The 14,479-nt window shown below is 63.5% G+C and carries 16 protein-coding genes and 1 rRNA gene; 4 read left to right on the top strand and 13 right to left on the bottom strand.

Features of this window, described 5'->3' with window-relative positions; genetic code table 11:
- The first annotated feature begins 235 nt into the window (after nt 1–235).
- Complete coding sequence (locus F2P46_RS03780) at nt 236–442, top strand: hypothetical protein (protein WP_208296511.1); 207 nt, start codon at nt 236–238, stop codon at nt 440–442.
- A gap of 1 nt (nt 443) precedes the next feature.
- Here the strand turns inward: F2P46_RS03780 and F2P46_RS03775 are convergent, their stop codons facing one another.
- Nucleotides 444–1,076: an Hpt domain-containing protein gene (locus F2P46_RS03775; RefSeq protein WP_166885378.1), complete on the bottom strand. Its 633-nt coding sequence runs from the start codon at nt 1,074–1,076 to the stop codon at nt 444–446.
- A 75-nt stretch (nt 1,077–1,151) separates the two neighbouring features.
- Nucleotides 1,152–2,102 carry a CAP domain-containing protein gene (locus tag F2P46_RS03770; RefSeq protein ID WP_166885376.1) on the bottom strand — a complete coding sequence of 317 codons (951 nt, stop codon included), beginning with the start codon at nt 2,100–2,102 and terminating at the stop codon, nt 1,152–1,154.
- A gap of 149 nt (nt 2,103–2,251) precedes the next feature.
- Here F2P46_RS03770 and pssA point away from each other — a divergent pair, with 149 nt between their 5' ends.
- Nucleotides 2,252–3,031, top strand: coding sequence for a CDP-diacylglycerol--serine O-phosphatidyltransferase (gene pssA / locus F2P46_RS03765; protein WP_229509036.1), 780 nt, complete (start codon nt 2,252–2,254; stop codon nt 3,029–3,031).
- An 11-nt stretch (nt 3,032–3,042) separates the two neighbouring features.
- Here the strand turns inward: pssA and F2P46_RS03760 are convergent, their stop codons facing one another.
- The 11 genes from F2P46_RS03760 to F2P46_RS03710 all read right to left on the bottom strand — a co-directional run bounded on the left by F2P46_RS03760 (nt 3,043) and on the right by F2P46_RS03710 (nt 13,092).
- Nucleotides 3,043–3,342: a metal-sensitive transcriptional regulator gene (locus tag F2P46_RS03760; protein WP_166885372.1), complete on the bottom strand. Its 300-nt coding sequence runs from the start codon at nt 3,340–3,342 to the stop codon at nt 3,043–3,045.
- Nucleotides 3,343–3,369: 27 nt separating this feature from the next.
- A complete protein-coding gene (locus F2P46_RS03755; protein ID WP_166885370.1) occupies nt 3,370–4,296 on the bottom strand; it encodes an aldo/keto reductase family oxidoreductase in 927 nt (308 codons plus the stop codon).
- A gap of 180 nt (nt 4,297–4,476) precedes the next feature.
- Nucleotides 4,477–5,622 carry a D-alanyl-D-alanine carboxypeptidase family protein gene (locus F2P46_RS03750; protein WP_166885369.1) on the bottom strand — a complete coding sequence of 382 codons (1,146 nt, stop codon included), beginning with the start codon at nt 5,620–5,622 and terminating at the stop codon, nt 4,477–4,479.
- Nucleotides 5,623–5,675: 53 nt separating this feature from the next.
- Nucleotides 5,676–6,317, bottom strand: coding sequence for an alpha/beta hydrolase (locus F2P46_RS03745; RefSeq protein ID WP_166885825.1), 642 nt, complete (start codon nt 6,315–6,317; stop codon nt 5,676–5,678).
- Between the two features lie 36 nt (nt 6,318–6,353).
- Entirely contained in the window at nt 6,354–6,671 is a 318-nt protein-coding gene (locus F2P46_RS03740; protein WP_054265111.1) for a ferredoxin, read from the bottom strand.
- Complete coding sequence (locus F2P46_RS03735) at nt 6,668–7,873, bottom strand: VanZ family protein (protein ID WP_166885367.1); 1,206 nt, start codon at nt 7,871–7,873, stop codon at nt 6,668–6,670. The genes F2P46_RS03740 and F2P46_RS03735 overlap by 4 nt, the downstream gene beginning before the upstream one ends.
- Nucleotides 7,870–8,511, bottom strand: coding sequence for an ABC-type transport auxiliary lipoprotein family protein (locus tag F2P46_RS03730; RefSeq protein WP_368737874.1), 642 nt, complete (start codon nt 8,509–8,511; stop codon nt 7,870–7,872). The genes F2P46_RS03735 and F2P46_RS03730 overlap by 4 nt, the downstream gene beginning before the upstream one ends.
- A gap of 8 nt (nt 8,512–8,519) precedes the next feature.
- Nucleotides 8,520–9,479, bottom strand: a complete 960-nt coding sequence (locus F2P46_RS03725; protein ID WP_166885363.1) for an MlaD family protein — start codon at nt 9,477–9,479, stop codon at nt 8,520–8,522.
- A 3-nt stretch (nt 9,480–9,482) separates the two neighbouring features.
- Complete coding sequence (locus tag F2P46_RS03720) at nt 9,483–10,298, bottom strand: ABC transporter ATP-binding protein (protein WP_229509066.1); 816 nt, start codon at nt 10,296–10,298, stop codon at nt 9,483–9,485.
- Nucleotides 10,299–10,339: 41 nt separating this feature from the next.
- Nucleotides 10,340–11,473 (bottom strand): ABC transporter permease, encoded by a 1,134-nt coding sequence (locus tag F2P46_RS03715; protein WP_187362449.1) that lies wholly within the window; start codon nt 11,471–11,473, stop codon nt 10,340–10,342.
- Nucleotides 11,474–11,604: 131 nt separating this feature from the next.
- Complete coding sequence (locus F2P46_RS03710) at nt 11,605–13,092, bottom strand: B12-binding domain-containing radical SAM protein (RefSeq protein ID WP_166885821.1); 1,488 nt, start codon at nt 13,090–13,092, stop codon at nt 11,605–11,607.
- A 255-nt stretch (nt 13,093–13,347) separates the two neighbouring features.
- Between F2P46_RS03710 and F2P46_RS03705 the strand changes: the two genes are divergently transcribed.
- Nucleotides 13,348–13,998, top strand: coding sequence for a DUF4124 domain-containing protein (locus F2P46_RS03705; RefSeq protein WP_166885359.1), 651 nt, complete (start codon nt 13,348–13,350; stop codon nt 13,996–13,998).
- A 405-nt stretch (nt 13,999–14,403) separates the two neighbouring features.
- A 16S ribosomal RNA gene (locus F2P46_RS03700) occupies nt 14,404–14,479 on the top strand; the annotation flags it as partial.

The raw sequence follows: 14,479 nt of genomic DNA, 5'->3' as shown, positions 1-14,479 counted from the left end.
CGGTTTGCGCTTTGCTGCCTCGTTTTTACGCACTGTCGGGTATCGCCGTGGTTGTTGCGTCGCAACGAAAGCGTGTTTTCCCTTGATTGCGGCAGCCGCATATTGCGTGCAAACTTGGGATTGATCGTGACCATGTCACTGAATGCCCCAGGACTTGCGAATTCTCATGTCCAAAGTATTCCGCTAAAGTAATCTTGCTTTGAGAATTCGCTGTGCTGCCATTTTGGGGGGACTTGTGGGAACGATAGAGGAAGATTTTCCGGAAAAGGACGCGGGGGGCGAGCGCCAGTCCGAGGCGCAATCGGCCCCGGTGCGAGCGCGCCAGGCCTTGCCGCCGAAGGGCTCGTGCTGGTATTGCGAAAAGCCGCTCGACAGCGTCAAGCGCTTCTGCGGCAAGACCTGCGCCGACGCCTTCGACGAGGAAGCCGAATACACGCGCTGAATCAGCTTTCCGTTTGCCTTAGCGCACGCAAGGCGCCGTCGAAATCGAAGTCATTCACCGCTTTTGTGAGCTGCGCCAGCCTGGCTTCGCCCAGGATCACGCGCAGGCTCGCTCCCGACTCTTCCAGCAAGTCGACCGCCGCGCCGTCGGCGTCGATCAGCAATTGCACCAGCCGCGCCAGCAGGGCCGGGTCCTGCATCAGGGTGCGCTGCGGCACCTCCGTCGCCATACCGTCCGGCGCCCCGCCCGCCAGTACCTGGTCGAGCAGGTGCAAGACCTGGTAAAAGGGATCGACCAGCGCCGCCAGCGCGGCCAGCTGCGCCGGTGGATTGGTGCGGATCGCCAGTTCCAGCGTGCTGGCCTGCTGGTGCAGGCGGCGCGCGCCGATCAGGCCGGCGGCGCCTTTGAGGGTATGCGCCAGGCGGTGCGCCAAGATGGTGTCGCCATCGGCCAGCGCGGCCCCGATCGGCACCGCACCGAGCGCGTAATCGCTGCGAAAGCGCTTGAGCATGCGCGCATACAGGGCGCGGTTGCCCATGATGCGGTCGATGCCGTCGGCCATGTCGATGACCTCGCGCGTGGCGCTATCGGCACGCAATTCGACGGTGACGGGCGGCTTCTCTCTCGATGGCATGGACGGGCTTGCGTTCATTATCTTAAAACCAAACGATAGCAGACTTGAGCGGGCAAACCGCGCCGATCACGCCCTCTATTTGCTGGTAAAGGACCAGGTTTTCGTGACGGGCACGTCGTCGATGGCGCCCGAAAAACTGACCTCGTATACGGTGCGTGCGGCCAGCACGGTCAGCGGAATGATCGCCGCCGCCGACTTGGGCGTGTGGCTGTCCACCCCGAGCTTGAGCAGCTTGACGTTGAGCAGCGCCCCGCCGCGCGGGCGCACGGTAAAACTTTGCACCGTCAGGGTGGCGTCGAGGTCGGCATGCACGCTGATCGGGTAACCCACTTCGTTCAGGTTCTCGACCGGGTCCGGTTCTTCATAGTTACTGAAAAAGTTCGGCGTGATGCCGGTCTGGCCATCGCTGGGCCAGGTCGCGATATTGCCGCGTCCCATGCCCGGGCCGAAGCCATTATTGGCGGTAAAGTTGCTGGTAAAGTAGATATAGCCGCTCGCGTTGGCCGCCGCGCCGGTGCCGATTTCCTTGAACTTGGGCTCGAACATCACGAAACGGTGATAGATTGCGGTGATCAATTCTTCCGCCATGTAAAAGCCGGACGCGTTCGAGGTCGCCGAGATGACCTCGCCATAGGCGCGCTCGGTCGGCGCGAACAGATAGCCGGCGCCGCTCAGGCGGTCGCTCAGTTGCGCGCCGGTGAAACCGGGGGCGCCGCTGGCCTGGTCGTGGGTGACCTTGTCATTGATCTTTTGATAGTCGGAATGGCCTTGGGCGGCGCGGTCGATACTGGCGTTGCGCGCCAGCGCCGGCATGCCGATCTGGGTGCGGCGGAAATTGATCCAGTTCAGGCCGTCGATGGCGGTGTTGTTGGTCGCCGGCGGCGCGCCCGGCACCTGGGCCAGCGCGATTGAGGCGCTGCTCTGGGTCGGCGTGCCCTTGTTGCTCCCGCCATCGCCCCCGCAGGCGGACAGCAACAGCGCGCATGACAGCGCCGCAGCCATGTGTGAGCGTTGAAATCCGTTCATCCCGAGTTCTCCGTGCAGAAAAAACCGCTAAAAATTGATTCTAGGGGAATTTGAAAATCGGTGAGGTTTGTTTGCCCGGGATTGATCTGGCGCAGACAGGATGACGCTGTAAAATACCAACACTATTCCTGATGCGATTGCGAAACCACTTGAAACCCACCCGCCAGCAGCGCCTCGCGCGCGCCAAGTTTGCCCTGCCGAGCTTTGTCACGCTGCTATCGATTGCGTGCGGCTTCGGCAGCATCGTCATGTCGGTCGACAACGCCCACGTCGGCCTGGCCGCCGATTACCGCATGTCGGCCATTTTGCTGGTGCTGGCCGGCGTGTTCGACGCGCTCGACGGTTTTGTGGCGCGCGCCACCAATACCTCGTCCGAATTCGGCATGCAGCTCGACTCGATCGCCGACGTCATGAACTTCGGCTGCGCCCCGGCCATGCTGCTGTACTGCTACGGCTTCGTGCAACTGGGCGTGGAGCATCCGACCCTGCTGCGCGCCGGCGGCCTGGCCTGCTTCGTGTTCGTCGCCTGCGGCGCGCTGCGCCTGGCCCGTTTCAATGTGAATGTGGGGCGCACCGACCCGCGCTACTTCGTCGGCATGCCGATCACCGCCGGCGCCGCCTGCGTGGCCGCCGTCGTGGTGGCCTGGCCGGCGCCGCTGACCACCGTCGTGCAGGGCTATCTGGTCATGGCCCTGATGGTGGGCGTGGGCACGCTGATGGTCTCGACGGTGCGTTTTCCGAGTTCCAAGCAGCCGAAAAGCATGGGGCTGTGGGTCGTCATCGGCGTCGGGCTGGCCTTGCTGGCCTGGCTGCAAACGCGCTTCTTCGTGCTGTTTTTCGTGCTGTACATCAGCTTTACCCTGCTGCTCAATATCGCATGGCAACTGGGCTGGCGCGGCGTGCCGGCGCCGACCGTGTACGAGGATTAAGCAAGCGATAACTAAGCAAACTTGTCGAGCATGGCGGCCAGCTTGCTGGCGCTCGCTTGCGCTTCGGCCAGGCTGGTCGCGTTGGCGCTCTGGGTCTGCATGGTATTGGTGAGCAACTGGACGAAGGAGCGGTCGAGCGCCTTGCGCGCCGCCGCCATCTGCTGGGCCACGGCGTCGCAATCGGCCGGCGTGGCCGCCTGCGCGATCAACTTCTGCACCCCGCGCAACTGGCCCTCGATGCGTGCCAGGCGGTGCAGCAACTCCTTCTTTTGCAAGGCGCTCAGGGCGCTGCTCTCGACGATCTGCGGCATGCGCTACTCCCTGTTGCGTGAAGCGGCCTATGCCACTTCGTGGCCGCGCGCGGCGCGCAGGATGGTGAACCAGTGGTCGCGGCTGAGCGTAAAGCGGGTTCCGGCCACGGCCACCGCGATCGCTTCGATGCGGCCGCTGCCGGTCAGCGGCACGGGGCGGCACGGCAACTGCATGATCCACGCGAACACCACGCTGGCGAACGGTTGATTGAGTTCGTCGGCGATACCCTTGATCACCAGGCGCAGGCGGTCGGCATGGTCGTCGCTGCTGGCGAACAGGCGCCCACCGGCCAGCGGCGACCAGATCATCGGCGCCACGCCCAGGTCTTGCAGGCCGTCGAAGGTCTCATCGAACATCGGCGTGGTGTGCAGGGGCGAGAACTCGACCTGGTTGGTGGCCAGTTCGATGCGGCGGTTGAGCGACTCGAACTGGTGACGCGAAAAATTCGACACGCCGAAGTGCAAGACCTTGCCGGCCTGGCGCAGGCTGTTGAAGGCGGCGGCGATCTCATCGAACTCCATCAAGGGATCGGGACGGTGGATCAGCAGCAGATCGAGGCGGTCGGTGTGCAACTGGCGCAGCGATTGCTCGACCGAGGCCACGATATGGGCGGCGCTGGTGTCGTAATGCCCGATTGAATGCTGGGGGCGTTGCGGGGAGAGCAGCTTGATCCCGCACTTGCTGATCAATTCGATGCGGTCGCGCAGCGATGGTTGCAGGCGCAGCGCGTCGCCGAACAAGCCTTCGACGCTGTAGTTGCCGTAGATATCGGCATGGTCGAAGCTGGTGACGCCGAGCGCGATGCACTGCTCGATGAAGGCCACGCGCTGCTCGGCCGACATGCCCCATTCGCCCATGCGCCACATCCCGGCCACGATGCGCGAGAGCGCGGGGCCATGGAGACGGGTGTTCACGCGCGGGCAAAACAGGTCGGCGGGCAGGGCTGCGGTCATCGGTTTCTTTCTATGGAGTATTACAACAGGCTGCTCCGACTGCCGCTAACGTCAATTCCGTCGTTCCCGCGAAGGCGGGAATCCAATTTCGTGCCGCAGCCGCAGCCGCAGACGGCTCGACGGAATTGGGTTCCCGCCTTCGCGGGAACGACGCAGGTGAGTTTCGGAGCCAGAGGGCGTTTACTTGAGCCAGAGGCGCATCGAGTCCCAGGCGCGGCCGAAGATCGACGCTTGCGGCACTTCTTCCAGCGCCACCACCGGCAGTTCCAGCACCGGCTTGCCATCGACCATCATTTTCAGGGTGCCGACTTTGGTGTTGAGCGGCAGCGGGGCCACCAGCGGGTCGTTGCGCTCGAGTACAGGTTTCATCTTGCCCGCCACACCTTTCGGCACCGTCACCAGCACGTCGCTGTTAAAACCGATCTTGACCGAATTGGCCGAGCCTTTCCACACTTCCGGCGTCTGGATCGCCTGGCCCTTGGCGTACAGCTTGACCGTCTCGAAGTTCTGGAAGCCCCAGTTGAGCAGCTTCTGGCTTTCCTGGGTACGGGCCTGGTCCGAATTGGTGCCGAGCACGACCGAAATCAGGCGGCGCTGGCCGCTGCCGTTGGGACGGCGCGCCGAGGCGATCATGCAAAAGCCGGCCGCTTCGGTGTGGCCGGTCTTCATGCCGTCGACCGTCGGGTCGAGCCACAACAGGCGGTTGCGGTTCGGCTGGGTGATCTTGTTGTAGGTGAAGCTTTTGACCGAGTCGATCTTGTAGTACTCGGGGTAGTCGGCGATCACGCGCGCGGCCAGTACCGACAGGTCGTGCGCGGTCGAGAAATTGTCGGGGTGCGGCAAGCCGTGCGGGTTGGCGAAGCGCGTGTTTTTCAGCCCCATGCGCTGGGCTTCACGGTTCATCAGGAACACGAACGCGCTTTCGTCGCCGGCCACCGCTTCGGCCAGGGCCACGGCGGCGTCGTTACCGGACTGCACCATCAAGCCGTGCAGCAGGTCGTCCACCGATACCGGCGTGGCCGGGTCGATGAACATCTTGGAGCTGCTGGCGTCGACTTTCCAGGCCTTGACCGAGACGTTGATCATCTGGTTCAGGGTCAGCTTCTTTTCCCTGAGCGCGGCAAAGGTCAGGTAGGCCGTCATGATCTTGGTCAGCGAGGCCGGTTCGATGCGGGCGTTGGGGTCTTGCGAGGCGATGACTTGCCCGCTGGTGGCGTCGAGCAGCAGCCAGGAGCGCGCTGCCACGGTCGGCGGCGGCATGGTTTGCGCAACGGCGGTCGATAGCGCCAGGACACTGGCAGCCAGTGCGGCAATAAGTTTTCTCATGGGAATCAGTACTCAAAAAAGGTGGTGCAAAAAAGGGCGCCCAATTATAGTGGCTATAGCGGGGTTTCACCCTCACGCCGCCACAGTTGGACCACCAGTGTCTTGATGTGGGCCAGCTTGCGGTGGAAGAAATGGTCGGCGCCGGGAATGACGATGACCGGAATGTCTTGCGGTCGCGCCCAGTCCAGCACCTGCGTTAATGTAATGGTGTCGTCGACTTCGCCGTGGATCAGGATGGTGTCGGCCGGCACGTCGGGCATCGGCCATTTGCCGGCGGCGCTGCCGACCAGCACCAGGCGCTCGGCCGGGCGGCCTTGGGCAAGCAAACGCTGCTGCAACTGGGCCTGCACAAAGGTGCCGAACGAAAAACCCGACAGCGCCACCGGCAAGCCCGGATACTGCGCTTGCATGTGCGCCAGCATCAGGGCCATGTCGTCGGTTTCGCCGACGCCGTCATCGTGCACGCCGCCCGAGGCGCCGACGCCGCGGAAGTTAAAGCGCGCCACCGCGTAGCCGAGCGCGACAAACGTGCGCGCCAGGGTCTGGGCCACCTTGTTGTCCATGGTGCCGCCGTACAGCGGGTGCGGATGGGCCACCAGGGCGATGCCGCGCGGCGCGCCCGGGGGCAGGTCGAGCAGGCATTCCATCGGCCCGGCGGCGCCGGCCAGGGTGAATTTTTCGGCGTTTTTGTTCAGCAAATTATGTGTGGCAGTAGTCATGGAACCAAGCGGTCAGATTTTGAGGCGGTCGACGACTTTGCCGCCAACCAGGTGGGAGTCGATGATCTCATCGATGTCGCTGGTGTCGACGTAGGTGTACCAGGTGCCTTGCGGATAGACCACCAGCACCGGGCCTTCGTCGCAACGGTCGAGGCAGCCGGCCTGGTTGATGCGCACTTTGCCGTGCCCGTTCAGGCCCAGTTCCTTCATGCGGCGCTTGGCGTGCTTCTGCGCAATTTCGGCGCCGAGCTTGCCGCAGCACTGGCGTCCATCCTCGCGCACGTTCATGCAGATAAAAACGTGCTGCTCGAAGTAGGGGGTATCGCTCATGGTGGTTCCCGATTCTGTGTTGGCTGGCGCAATGATACGCGTTCTTCGCGCCGATTGAGTTTATGCGAGGGCAGCAGCAGGAACCAGATCGCAAAAAACGGCCATAGCAAGGACAGGAATTGCGCTGCGCCATTGAAGTTCAGAAACTTTCCCTGTACCCAGCCTTGCAAGGTGGCGCTAAAGTAGGGGTTGACCGGGATCGTGTTCACCACCAGCAGGCTGAGCACAAGGGTAAGCACCGCCAGCCGCCGCTGCGCCTTTTCGGGCGCGAACGCCAGGCCCGCCAGCATGATCAGGCCGATCAGAAAACCGCCCTGGGCGCCGGGCGTGATCCAGGCCAGTGCATTGTCGGGCTTAAACAGCAGGGAACTGGCCAGGGTCTTGGTCAGCAGGGCCGCGCCGAGCATGGCGCCGATCAGGAACAGGCGCGGGGCGCCGCGTCGCAGCAGGCACAGCATGGTCAGGACGGCGCCGGTCATGCCGCAGGCGGTGATGATGGTTTCCGACAGCCAGTATTGTTCCACGCTCATGGCGGCGCCGGGACGCAGCATGCTCACCAGGTCGATATCGGTATCGAGCCAGGCCGACAGCCATTCCGAAAAAATCGGCAGCAGCTGGCCGTGTCCGAACATATAGCCGAGCGGGTAGACCTGCGCTAGCGGCCACAGGGCCAGCAGCACCAGGCCCTGGCTGGCGTGCGCGGCGAACCAGCGCTGGCGCAGCTTGTACAGGCGGCTCTGGTCCAGGAACGAGCGCGCGCCCAGCGCGCCGATGATGGCGCCCGCCAGCGCGCCGGCCGCATTGGTGATGAAGTCCAGGCTCGATGGCACGCGGCTGGGCAGGTAGGTCTGCACCGCTTCCATCGCGCCCGACACCAGCACCCCGAGCATGGCGGCGGCAAGCACCGCCCAGACGCCGCGCACGCGCGGGTACATGGCCAGCACCAGCAGGGTGCCGAGCGGGATATAGCCGATGATGTTGACCATCACGTCGAAGCCGGTCCAGTACTGCGGCATCGACAGGGTCAGGAAAATGAAGGGCGACAGGCCGCTGCCGCGCCAGCCCGAAAACGGAAACCAGCTGGCGTACACGATCAGCAGCATGTAGGCCAGCAGCGCGGCGCGCGAGACGGGCGAGCCGCGCACGGCGGCCGTGGGCGGCGCTGTTGCGGGAGCTGGCCCTGGCGCGTCGGGCGCGGTCATTCTTTTTTGAGCGGCAGCGTGGCGAGCCACGCGATGACGTCGGAGGCGACCGTGTCGGTGGCGCCGGCCAGCGCGCGCGCGCCACCACCGGCATCTAGACTGGTGGCGGGCGTCTTGCGCTCGAAGGTCTTCTGGTCGACCAGTTTATGCCCCTGGAACAGCGAGGCGCGCAGCACCAGTTGCCCGTGGCTGCTGGCCTGGCTGTCGAAGTGGTGGCTGAAGTCGTCGATTTCCAGGCGCAGGATCGGCACGCCGTCGGACGCGTCGCTCACGCTCAATACCTTGGCGCCCGACTGCGCGATGCGCGATTTCAAGCGCTGGGTGACCATCTGCAGCGGCGTGGCGGACCAGCGGCTGTTGGCGTAGGCGCGCGCCTGCAGCGGGTCGCTGTAGTTCAGGCGGTAGAACATGCGTTCGCTGTCGAGGGCGGCCGAGCCGGTGACGTCGCCCACCACCACGGCGGCCATCGGCGCGCGCGCGGGCGCGGCGGCGCTGGCGGCAGGTCCGAAATCGAAGGTGGTGTTCTGGGCCGGCTTTTCGCTGGCGCAGCCGGCCAGCAGCAGGGCGGCGCCGGCGCCTGCGGCCAGCAGCAGGCGGCGAACATGGAGGAGCGGGGTGTGGGTCGGGATATGATGCACGGTGGTCCTCATTTGGTCGGTGCGGTAAAACCCGGTTCGCCTGGCCCCGGGGTCGGCGGCGCGGCGCCGAACAGCAGGCTTTGCGGACGGTCGTTGAGCGAATTCATGGTACGCCGCACGGCGCGCAGCGAGGTGCGCGCTTCGTCGGTCATGAGCACGAAGTGCGGCAGGGTTTGCATTTCGAGATCGGTGGTGACCGCTTCGAGCGAGCCGCCGACCCGGTCCACGGTGCTGTTCAGGCGCGCAATGGCCCCATTCGGCGACTGCAGGTCGTCGGCCAGCTTGGTGTAGCTGCGCGTCATGGTGCTGGCGTTATTGCTGAAGGTGTCGAACGCGGCGAAACTCTGCTCGGCCCTGGCGGTCAGTTGCGGCAGGCGCGCCAGGGTCGGTTCCAGTTTGGCCGGGATCGCGGCGTAGGCATTGGCCGCCTTGCTCACATCGGCAAAGGCGTCCAGGATGACTTTCTGGTTTTCGGGCGAGGCCATGGCGTCGAGGCGGGTGGTCAGTTCCTCGGCTTTGTCGAGGATTACCAGGCCGCGTTTTTCGAGCTGGTCGAGCAGGCCGGGACGCAGCGGAATGCGCGCCAGGGCCTTGTCATTGCTGGTCATCAGGGGCGAGCCGGTTTTTTCGTCATCGAGCTGGATGAAGGCGATCCCGGTCACGCCCTGGTAGCCCAGGGTGGCAAACGTGGTGCGGGTGATAGGCGCTTCCGGGTCGATCGACAGGCGGATCAGGATCTGGCCGGCGGTTTTGGTGTCGAAGCTGATGTCGTCGACCTTGCCCACTTCCAGGCCGCGGTAGCGCACCGCCGCCTGCGGGTTCAGGCCTGGGATCGACTGGGTGGTGGCGATCTGGTAGGGCACGCGTTCGACCCGGTCGCGGTTGAACCAGATGCCCGCCAGGACCGTGGCCACCAGCAGCGCAATCGTGAAAATACCTGTCATCAGGGCGTGTGATCTGTTTTCCATATACTAGTGCTCCGGTGCGTGCTCGGCGTCGTATTCGTCGAGCACTTCGAGGGCGCGCTGGCCGCGCGCACCCAGGAAGAATTGTTTGATGAAGGGATGCTCCACTTTCAGCACGTCGCGCGTCGGTCCGATCGCGATCACGTGTTTTTCGGCCAGCACCGCGATCCGGGTCGACAGCGCGAACAAGGTGTCCAGGTCGTGGGTGACCATGACCACGGTCAGGCCCAGTTCGCGGTGCAGCGATTGAATCAGGGCGACAAAGGCGTCCGACAGGTCGGGGTCGAGCCCCGCGGTGGGTTCGTCGAGGAACAGCAGTTGCGGTTCGAGCGCCAGCGCGCGCGCCAGCGAGGCGCGCTTGATCATGCCGCCCGACAGGTCCGACGGCATTTTCTTGGCGTGCTCGATGCCCAGGCCCACCATGTTCATTTTGAGGAGCACGGCGTCGTAAATCACGTCTTCGGGCAGGGCGCGCAGCTCGCGCAGCGGTTGGGCGATGTTGTCGAACACGGTCAGCGCCGAATACAGCGCGCCTTGCTGGAACAGCATGCCCCAGTGGTTGCGCATGCGCTGCAGCTGGTCGGCGTCGGCCTCGCTGATGTCTTCGCCGAACACGCGCACGCAGCCTTTCGAGGGCCTTTCAAGGCCCAGCATCTGGCGCAGCAGCACCGTCTTGCCGGTGCCCGAGCCGCCCACGATCGACAAGATCTCACCCTGGTAAATATCGAGATTGAGGTCCTGGTGCACCACGGTGCGTCCGAACTTGGTCCACAGCTTGGTGATCTGGACCACCGGCGGGCCGACTTCCTCGTCGGGGCGCATGTTCAGGTGCTGGCGTTTGACCGGCGCTGTTTGTTCGTCCATCAGAAACCGACTCCGCTGAAAATAATGGCAAAGACTGCGTCGGCCAGGATCACCACCGTGATCGCGGTCACGACCGAGGTGGTGGTGCCGCGCCCGAGGCTTTCGGTATTCGGTTTGATGCGCAGGCCGAAGTGGCACGATACCAGCGCGATCAGCATGCCGAACGTGGTCCCTTTGAGCAGGCCGATGATGTAGTTCGACAGCGGCACCGCGTCCGGCAGCTTTTGCAGGAAGTAGCGCGCCGACAGGTTCAGTTCGACCTTGGCCGAGACCATGCCGCCGATCAGGGCCATGGCGTCGGTCCACACCACCAGCAGAGGCATCGAGATCGCCAGCGCGACCACCTTCGGCATAATCAGGCGGTAGCCGTGCGAGATGCCCATGACCAGCATGGCGTCGAGTTCCTCGGTCACCCGCATCACCCCGAGCTGCGCGGTGATCGAGGAGCCGGAGCGGCCCGCCACCAGGATGGCGGCCAGCAGCGGCCCCAGTTCGCGGATCACGCTCATGCCGAGGATGTTGACCAGGTACATATCGCCGCCGAACATGCGCAGCTGCTGGGCCGACAGGTAGGACAGCACCACGCCGATCAAGAAGCCGACCAGCGCGGTGATGCCGAGCGCCTGGAAACCCGAGTGGAAGATATTGGCCGACACTTCGCGCCACGGCCCGGTCATCGGATGGCGGATGAAGCGGCCGATATCCTGCACCACCTGGCCGATCAGGCGGATGAAGCCTTGCGTATGCTCGAAGAAGTTGAGCATGCCCGCGCCCAGCGTCATCACCCAGTTGAAGCGGCTCTCGCGGGTGCGCGGCAGTTGCAGCTTGCCCGCTTCTTCGATGCGCTTGAACAGTTCTTCCTGTTTTTCGGCCAGTTGCAGCTGGTCGGGGCGCTTCTTGCCCCAGGCGTTCCAGAACATCTGGGCGCCGATATGGTCGAGGCGGACGATCTGGGTCAGGTCCCATACCAGCGCCGGCTTGTCCTTGAGCGAGACCAGGGTGGCGTTGATGGTCTTGATCGCGCCGCACTGGGCCAGCGCGTGGACCTGCCAGGTCCCGTTGGCGACGACCGATTGGGGCGAGCCTGCATCAGGCGGTTTTAGGGTTAAAGTTGGCGCATTTTCAATCTGCATTGCGCCAGTGTAAAAGAGAATCGCCGCGACCGCTACAGGAGTTCGTGTGCGGGTCGGCGCGGCGCGTGGAATCGTTTGTTGACAGCGCCGCTGTATGCACGCCGCTGACGCCGCCCGCTTATGCCACCCGCTTATGCCGCCAAGTGGCGCGCCTGCCGCTGCGGCACGCTCGCCACCGGCCTGGCTTTCTCGGCCGGCGCATCGACGCGACCGGCGTAATCGCTGCCGACCAGTGCTTCGGCGTCGGCACGGGGCATGCCGCGCGTCTCGAGCCATTGTGTGACCAGTTTGGCCAGGCGCTCGAGCGCGATGCGGTGGGTGGCGTCGGTTTTGGCGTAGATCCAGTCCGAGAAGGCCATGAAATTGGCGAACGGGGACTCGCCCAGCACATGGACCAGGGTATGCGCGAAGCGTCCCGAGTTGGCCACCAGGTCCCAGTAGCGCGCAAAGCGCACCAGGCGCTGCATGGTCTGGAAGTCGATCAGTTTGGTGGCCAGGATGGTGTACGGCGGGTAGGGATCGAACACCAGGCCGTGTTCTTCGGTATGGCGGATGATCGGCGTGCCGCGCAGGCGCTTGAGGATGCCGAACTGGATTTCATGTGGTTTGAGCGCGACCAGTTGGTCGAAGCCGCGCGCGAAGCTGTCCATGTCTTCTCCCGGTAGGCCGGCGATCAGGTCGACGTGCAGGTGGGCGTGCGACTGCTCGCACAGCCAGCGGATGTTTTCGGCGGCCTTGGCGTTGTCCTGGCGCCGGCTCACCAGCGCCTGCACCGCCGGATTGAAGCTCTGGATGCCGATTTCGAACTGCAGCGCGCCCGGCGGGAACTTGCGGATGCCTTCTTTCAGGGCGTCCGGCAGGTGGTCGGGCACCAGCTCGAAGTGGGCGTAGACCGGGTCGTCCGGGTTCGCTTCGAGTTTGTCGAGGAAGAACTGCATGATCTTCAGGCTGGTCTTGATATTGAGGTTGAAGGTGCGGTCGACAAACTTGAACAGGCGCGCGCCGCGGGCATGCAGCGTTTCGAGCTCGCCCAAAAAGGTATCCAGGCCGAAGGGCCAGGCGGTCTTGTCCAGCGCCGACAGGCAGAACTCGCACTTGAAGGGGCAGCCGCGCGAGGCTTCTACATACAGCGTGCGGTTGGCGATGTCGTTATCTGTATACAAGGAGTAGGGCATGGCGATGTCGGCCATCGGCGGCTGCACGCCGGCGTGGATCTTCATCAGCGGCTTGGGGCCGTGCAGGATCTCGCCGCACAGCTTGGGGAAGGTGACGTCGCCCCAGCCGGTCACCAGGTAGTCCGCCATGCGCACGATGTCCTGCTCGCCCGGTTCGTGCGACACTTCCGGTCCGCCCAGCACAATGGTGACCTGGGGCGCGACGCGCTTGAGCATGGCGACGACCCTGGTGGTTTCCTCGACGTTCCATATATAGATACCGAAACCGATGATGCGCGGCGCCTGCGCCAGCAAGCGTTCGACGATTTCGGTGGTCTTGGCCCCGATCACGAATTCGAGCAGGCTGGTTTGCTCCTTCAGCGGCCCCATGTTTGCCAGCAGATAGCGCAGCCCCAGCGATGCGTGGGCGTAGCGGGCGTTCAGGGTCGAGAGCAGGATGGTCATGGCGGGCGCGGGTTCGGCAAAAGCTGACATTCTACCTGCGCGCGGGACTGGCATTGGCCCGCTCAGGCTTGGTGTTGCTACTCCGTAACATCAACAGGCATAAATCTTGCATCTGACTGGAGTTGAAGGACCAAGCTGTTGTGTTCTCGTCCAGAATCGTGCGTACGAGAAATATGTTTACGCATTCCGTCCCAATGCTACGTTAGTATATGAATCGATTGCCCTCGCGTGGAGTGTTGCGCCATTTTTTGTCACATGAATAAATTACAGCCCATTTTTGTCATCGCTGCCGCCCTGCTCTGCTGCGCCGCATCCGCGCAGCAGCTGTACAAGACCGTCGGTCCGGATGGGAAAGTCACGTTTTCCGACCGCCCGCAAAATGGCGAGAAGCTCAAGGTCAGCGTGATGAAGGGCTCCGTGCTGCGTCCGGTGGAAGGTCCGCCGCCGCCCCAGCCCAAGATAGGGCCTGCGCCGAAGGGCTCTGGCGCCGAGGGGGCGGGCACCGGCATCTCGGCCGCCGGCGTCCCTTCGCCCGAACTCCAGCATGCGGTGCTGGTCGTGTCGCTCATGTCGGAAGTGGCCGCCAAGTTCGAGCCCGTGTGCTCGAAGGCGACAGCGCAGAGCAAGAAGTTCGTCACCGCAGCCAATGGCTGGACGCAACGCAACAGCAGCTTTATTGAGAAGCAGCGGCGCGCGATGGCCGACATGGCCCCTGCCAGGCGCACCGCATTGCAAAATGAGGTGGCGGCCAAGATTCACGAAGCCATGACCGACGTCTTGGCGCAAGGGCCTGCGGGGCAGGTGCGCTGGTGCGAGAAGGCAACTATCGATATGTCCGGTGGCGGCAACGACGTCGTCAATAACGCGGACGTGGCCTTGCCGCTGATCACCTACAAACCCAAGTAATGTGGAGGCGGTGGCTTGTGCAAATGCCGCCGCTTTGCTATAGTTTGCCTCCCCGCTGAAATGCCAGCGAAATCAAGTAGTTGGCAGGCAGTCCAGGGGCGTTTCGAAAGAGACGAAGTAACAAAAAGAGGTTGACGAGAAACGCGAAACGCTGCATAATCTCACCTCTCTGCTGCAACGAACACAACGCTTCGTACCATGCGGCAAGATAGAAATACCGAATACGTTCTTTAACAATTAACAGTCGATAAGTGTGGGCGTTTGATGAAGGTGCCAACAAAGCGTAAGCGATGTTGAATACTTAAATTATCAAATGTTCACAAAAAAGAAACACGGCGCATCGAAAGATGAGCTTGTCAGTATTTTGAGTGAGCGATCTGTCCGCAAGGACATTAAACAGAGATTGAACTGAAGAGTTTGATCCTGGCTCAGATTGAACGCTGGCGGCATGCCTTACACATGCAAGTCGAACGGCAGCGCG

The sequence above is a fragment of the Massilia sp. CCM 8734 genome, assembly GCF_011682155.1.
In the GTDB taxonomy this organism is placed as follows: domain Bacteria; phylum Pseudomonadota; class Gammaproteobacteria; order Burkholderiales; family Burkholderiaceae_D; genus Telluria_A; species Telluria_A rubra.
Note: the sequence above shows the minus strand (reverse complement) of the source record. Positions and strands in the feature narration are given on the sequence as shown.

Coding starts and splice junctions, on each gene's coding strand:
- F2P46_RS03755 (WP_166885370.1), bottom strand. CDS start 4,296: ATGACCGCAGCCCTGCCCGCCGACCTGTTTTGCCCGCGCGTGAACACC.
- F2P46_RS03705 (WP_166885359.1), top strand. CDS start 13,348: ATGAATAAATTACAGCCCATTTTTGTCATCGCTGCCGCCCTGCTCTGC.
- F2P46_RS03750 (WP_166885369.1), bottom strand. CDS start 5,622: ATGAGAAAACTTATTGCCGCACTGGCTGCCAGTGTCCTGGCGCTATCG.
- F2P46_RS03760 (WP_166885372.1), bottom strand. CDS start 3,342: ATGCCGCAGATCGTCGAGAGCAGCGCCCTGAGCGCCTTGCAAAAGAAG.
- F2P46_RS03715 (WP_187362449.1), bottom strand. CDS start 11,473: ATGCAGATTGAAAATGCGCCAACTTTAACCCTAAAACCGCCTGATGCA.
- F2P46_RS03735 (WP_166885367.1), bottom strand. CDS start 7,873: ATGACCGCGCCCGACGCGCCAGGGCCAGCTCCCGCAACAGCGCCGCCC.
- F2P46_RS03710 (WP_166885821.1), bottom strand. CDS start 13,092: ATGACCATCCTGCTCTCGACCCTGAACGCCCGCTACGCCCACGCATCG.
- F2P46_RS03770 (WP_166885376.1), bottom strand. CDS start 2,102: ATGAACGGATTTCAACGCTCACACATGGCTGCGGCGCTGTCATGCGCG.
- F2P46_RS03775 (WP_166885378.1), bottom strand. CDS start 1,076: ATGCCATCGAGAGAGAAGCCGCCCGTCACCGTCGAATTGCGTGCCGAT.
- F2P46_RS03720 (WP_229509066.1), bottom strand. CDS start 10,298: ATGCGCCCCGACGAGGAAGTCGGCCCGCCGGTGGTCCAGATCACCAAG.
- F2P46_RS03725 (WP_166885363.1), bottom strand. CDS start 9,479: ATGGAAAACAGATCACACGCCCTGATGACAGGTATTTTCACGATTGCG.
- F2P46_RS03740 (WP_054265111.1), bottom strand. CDS start 6,671: ATGAGCGATACCCCCTACTTCGAGCAGCACGTTTTTATCTGCATGAAC.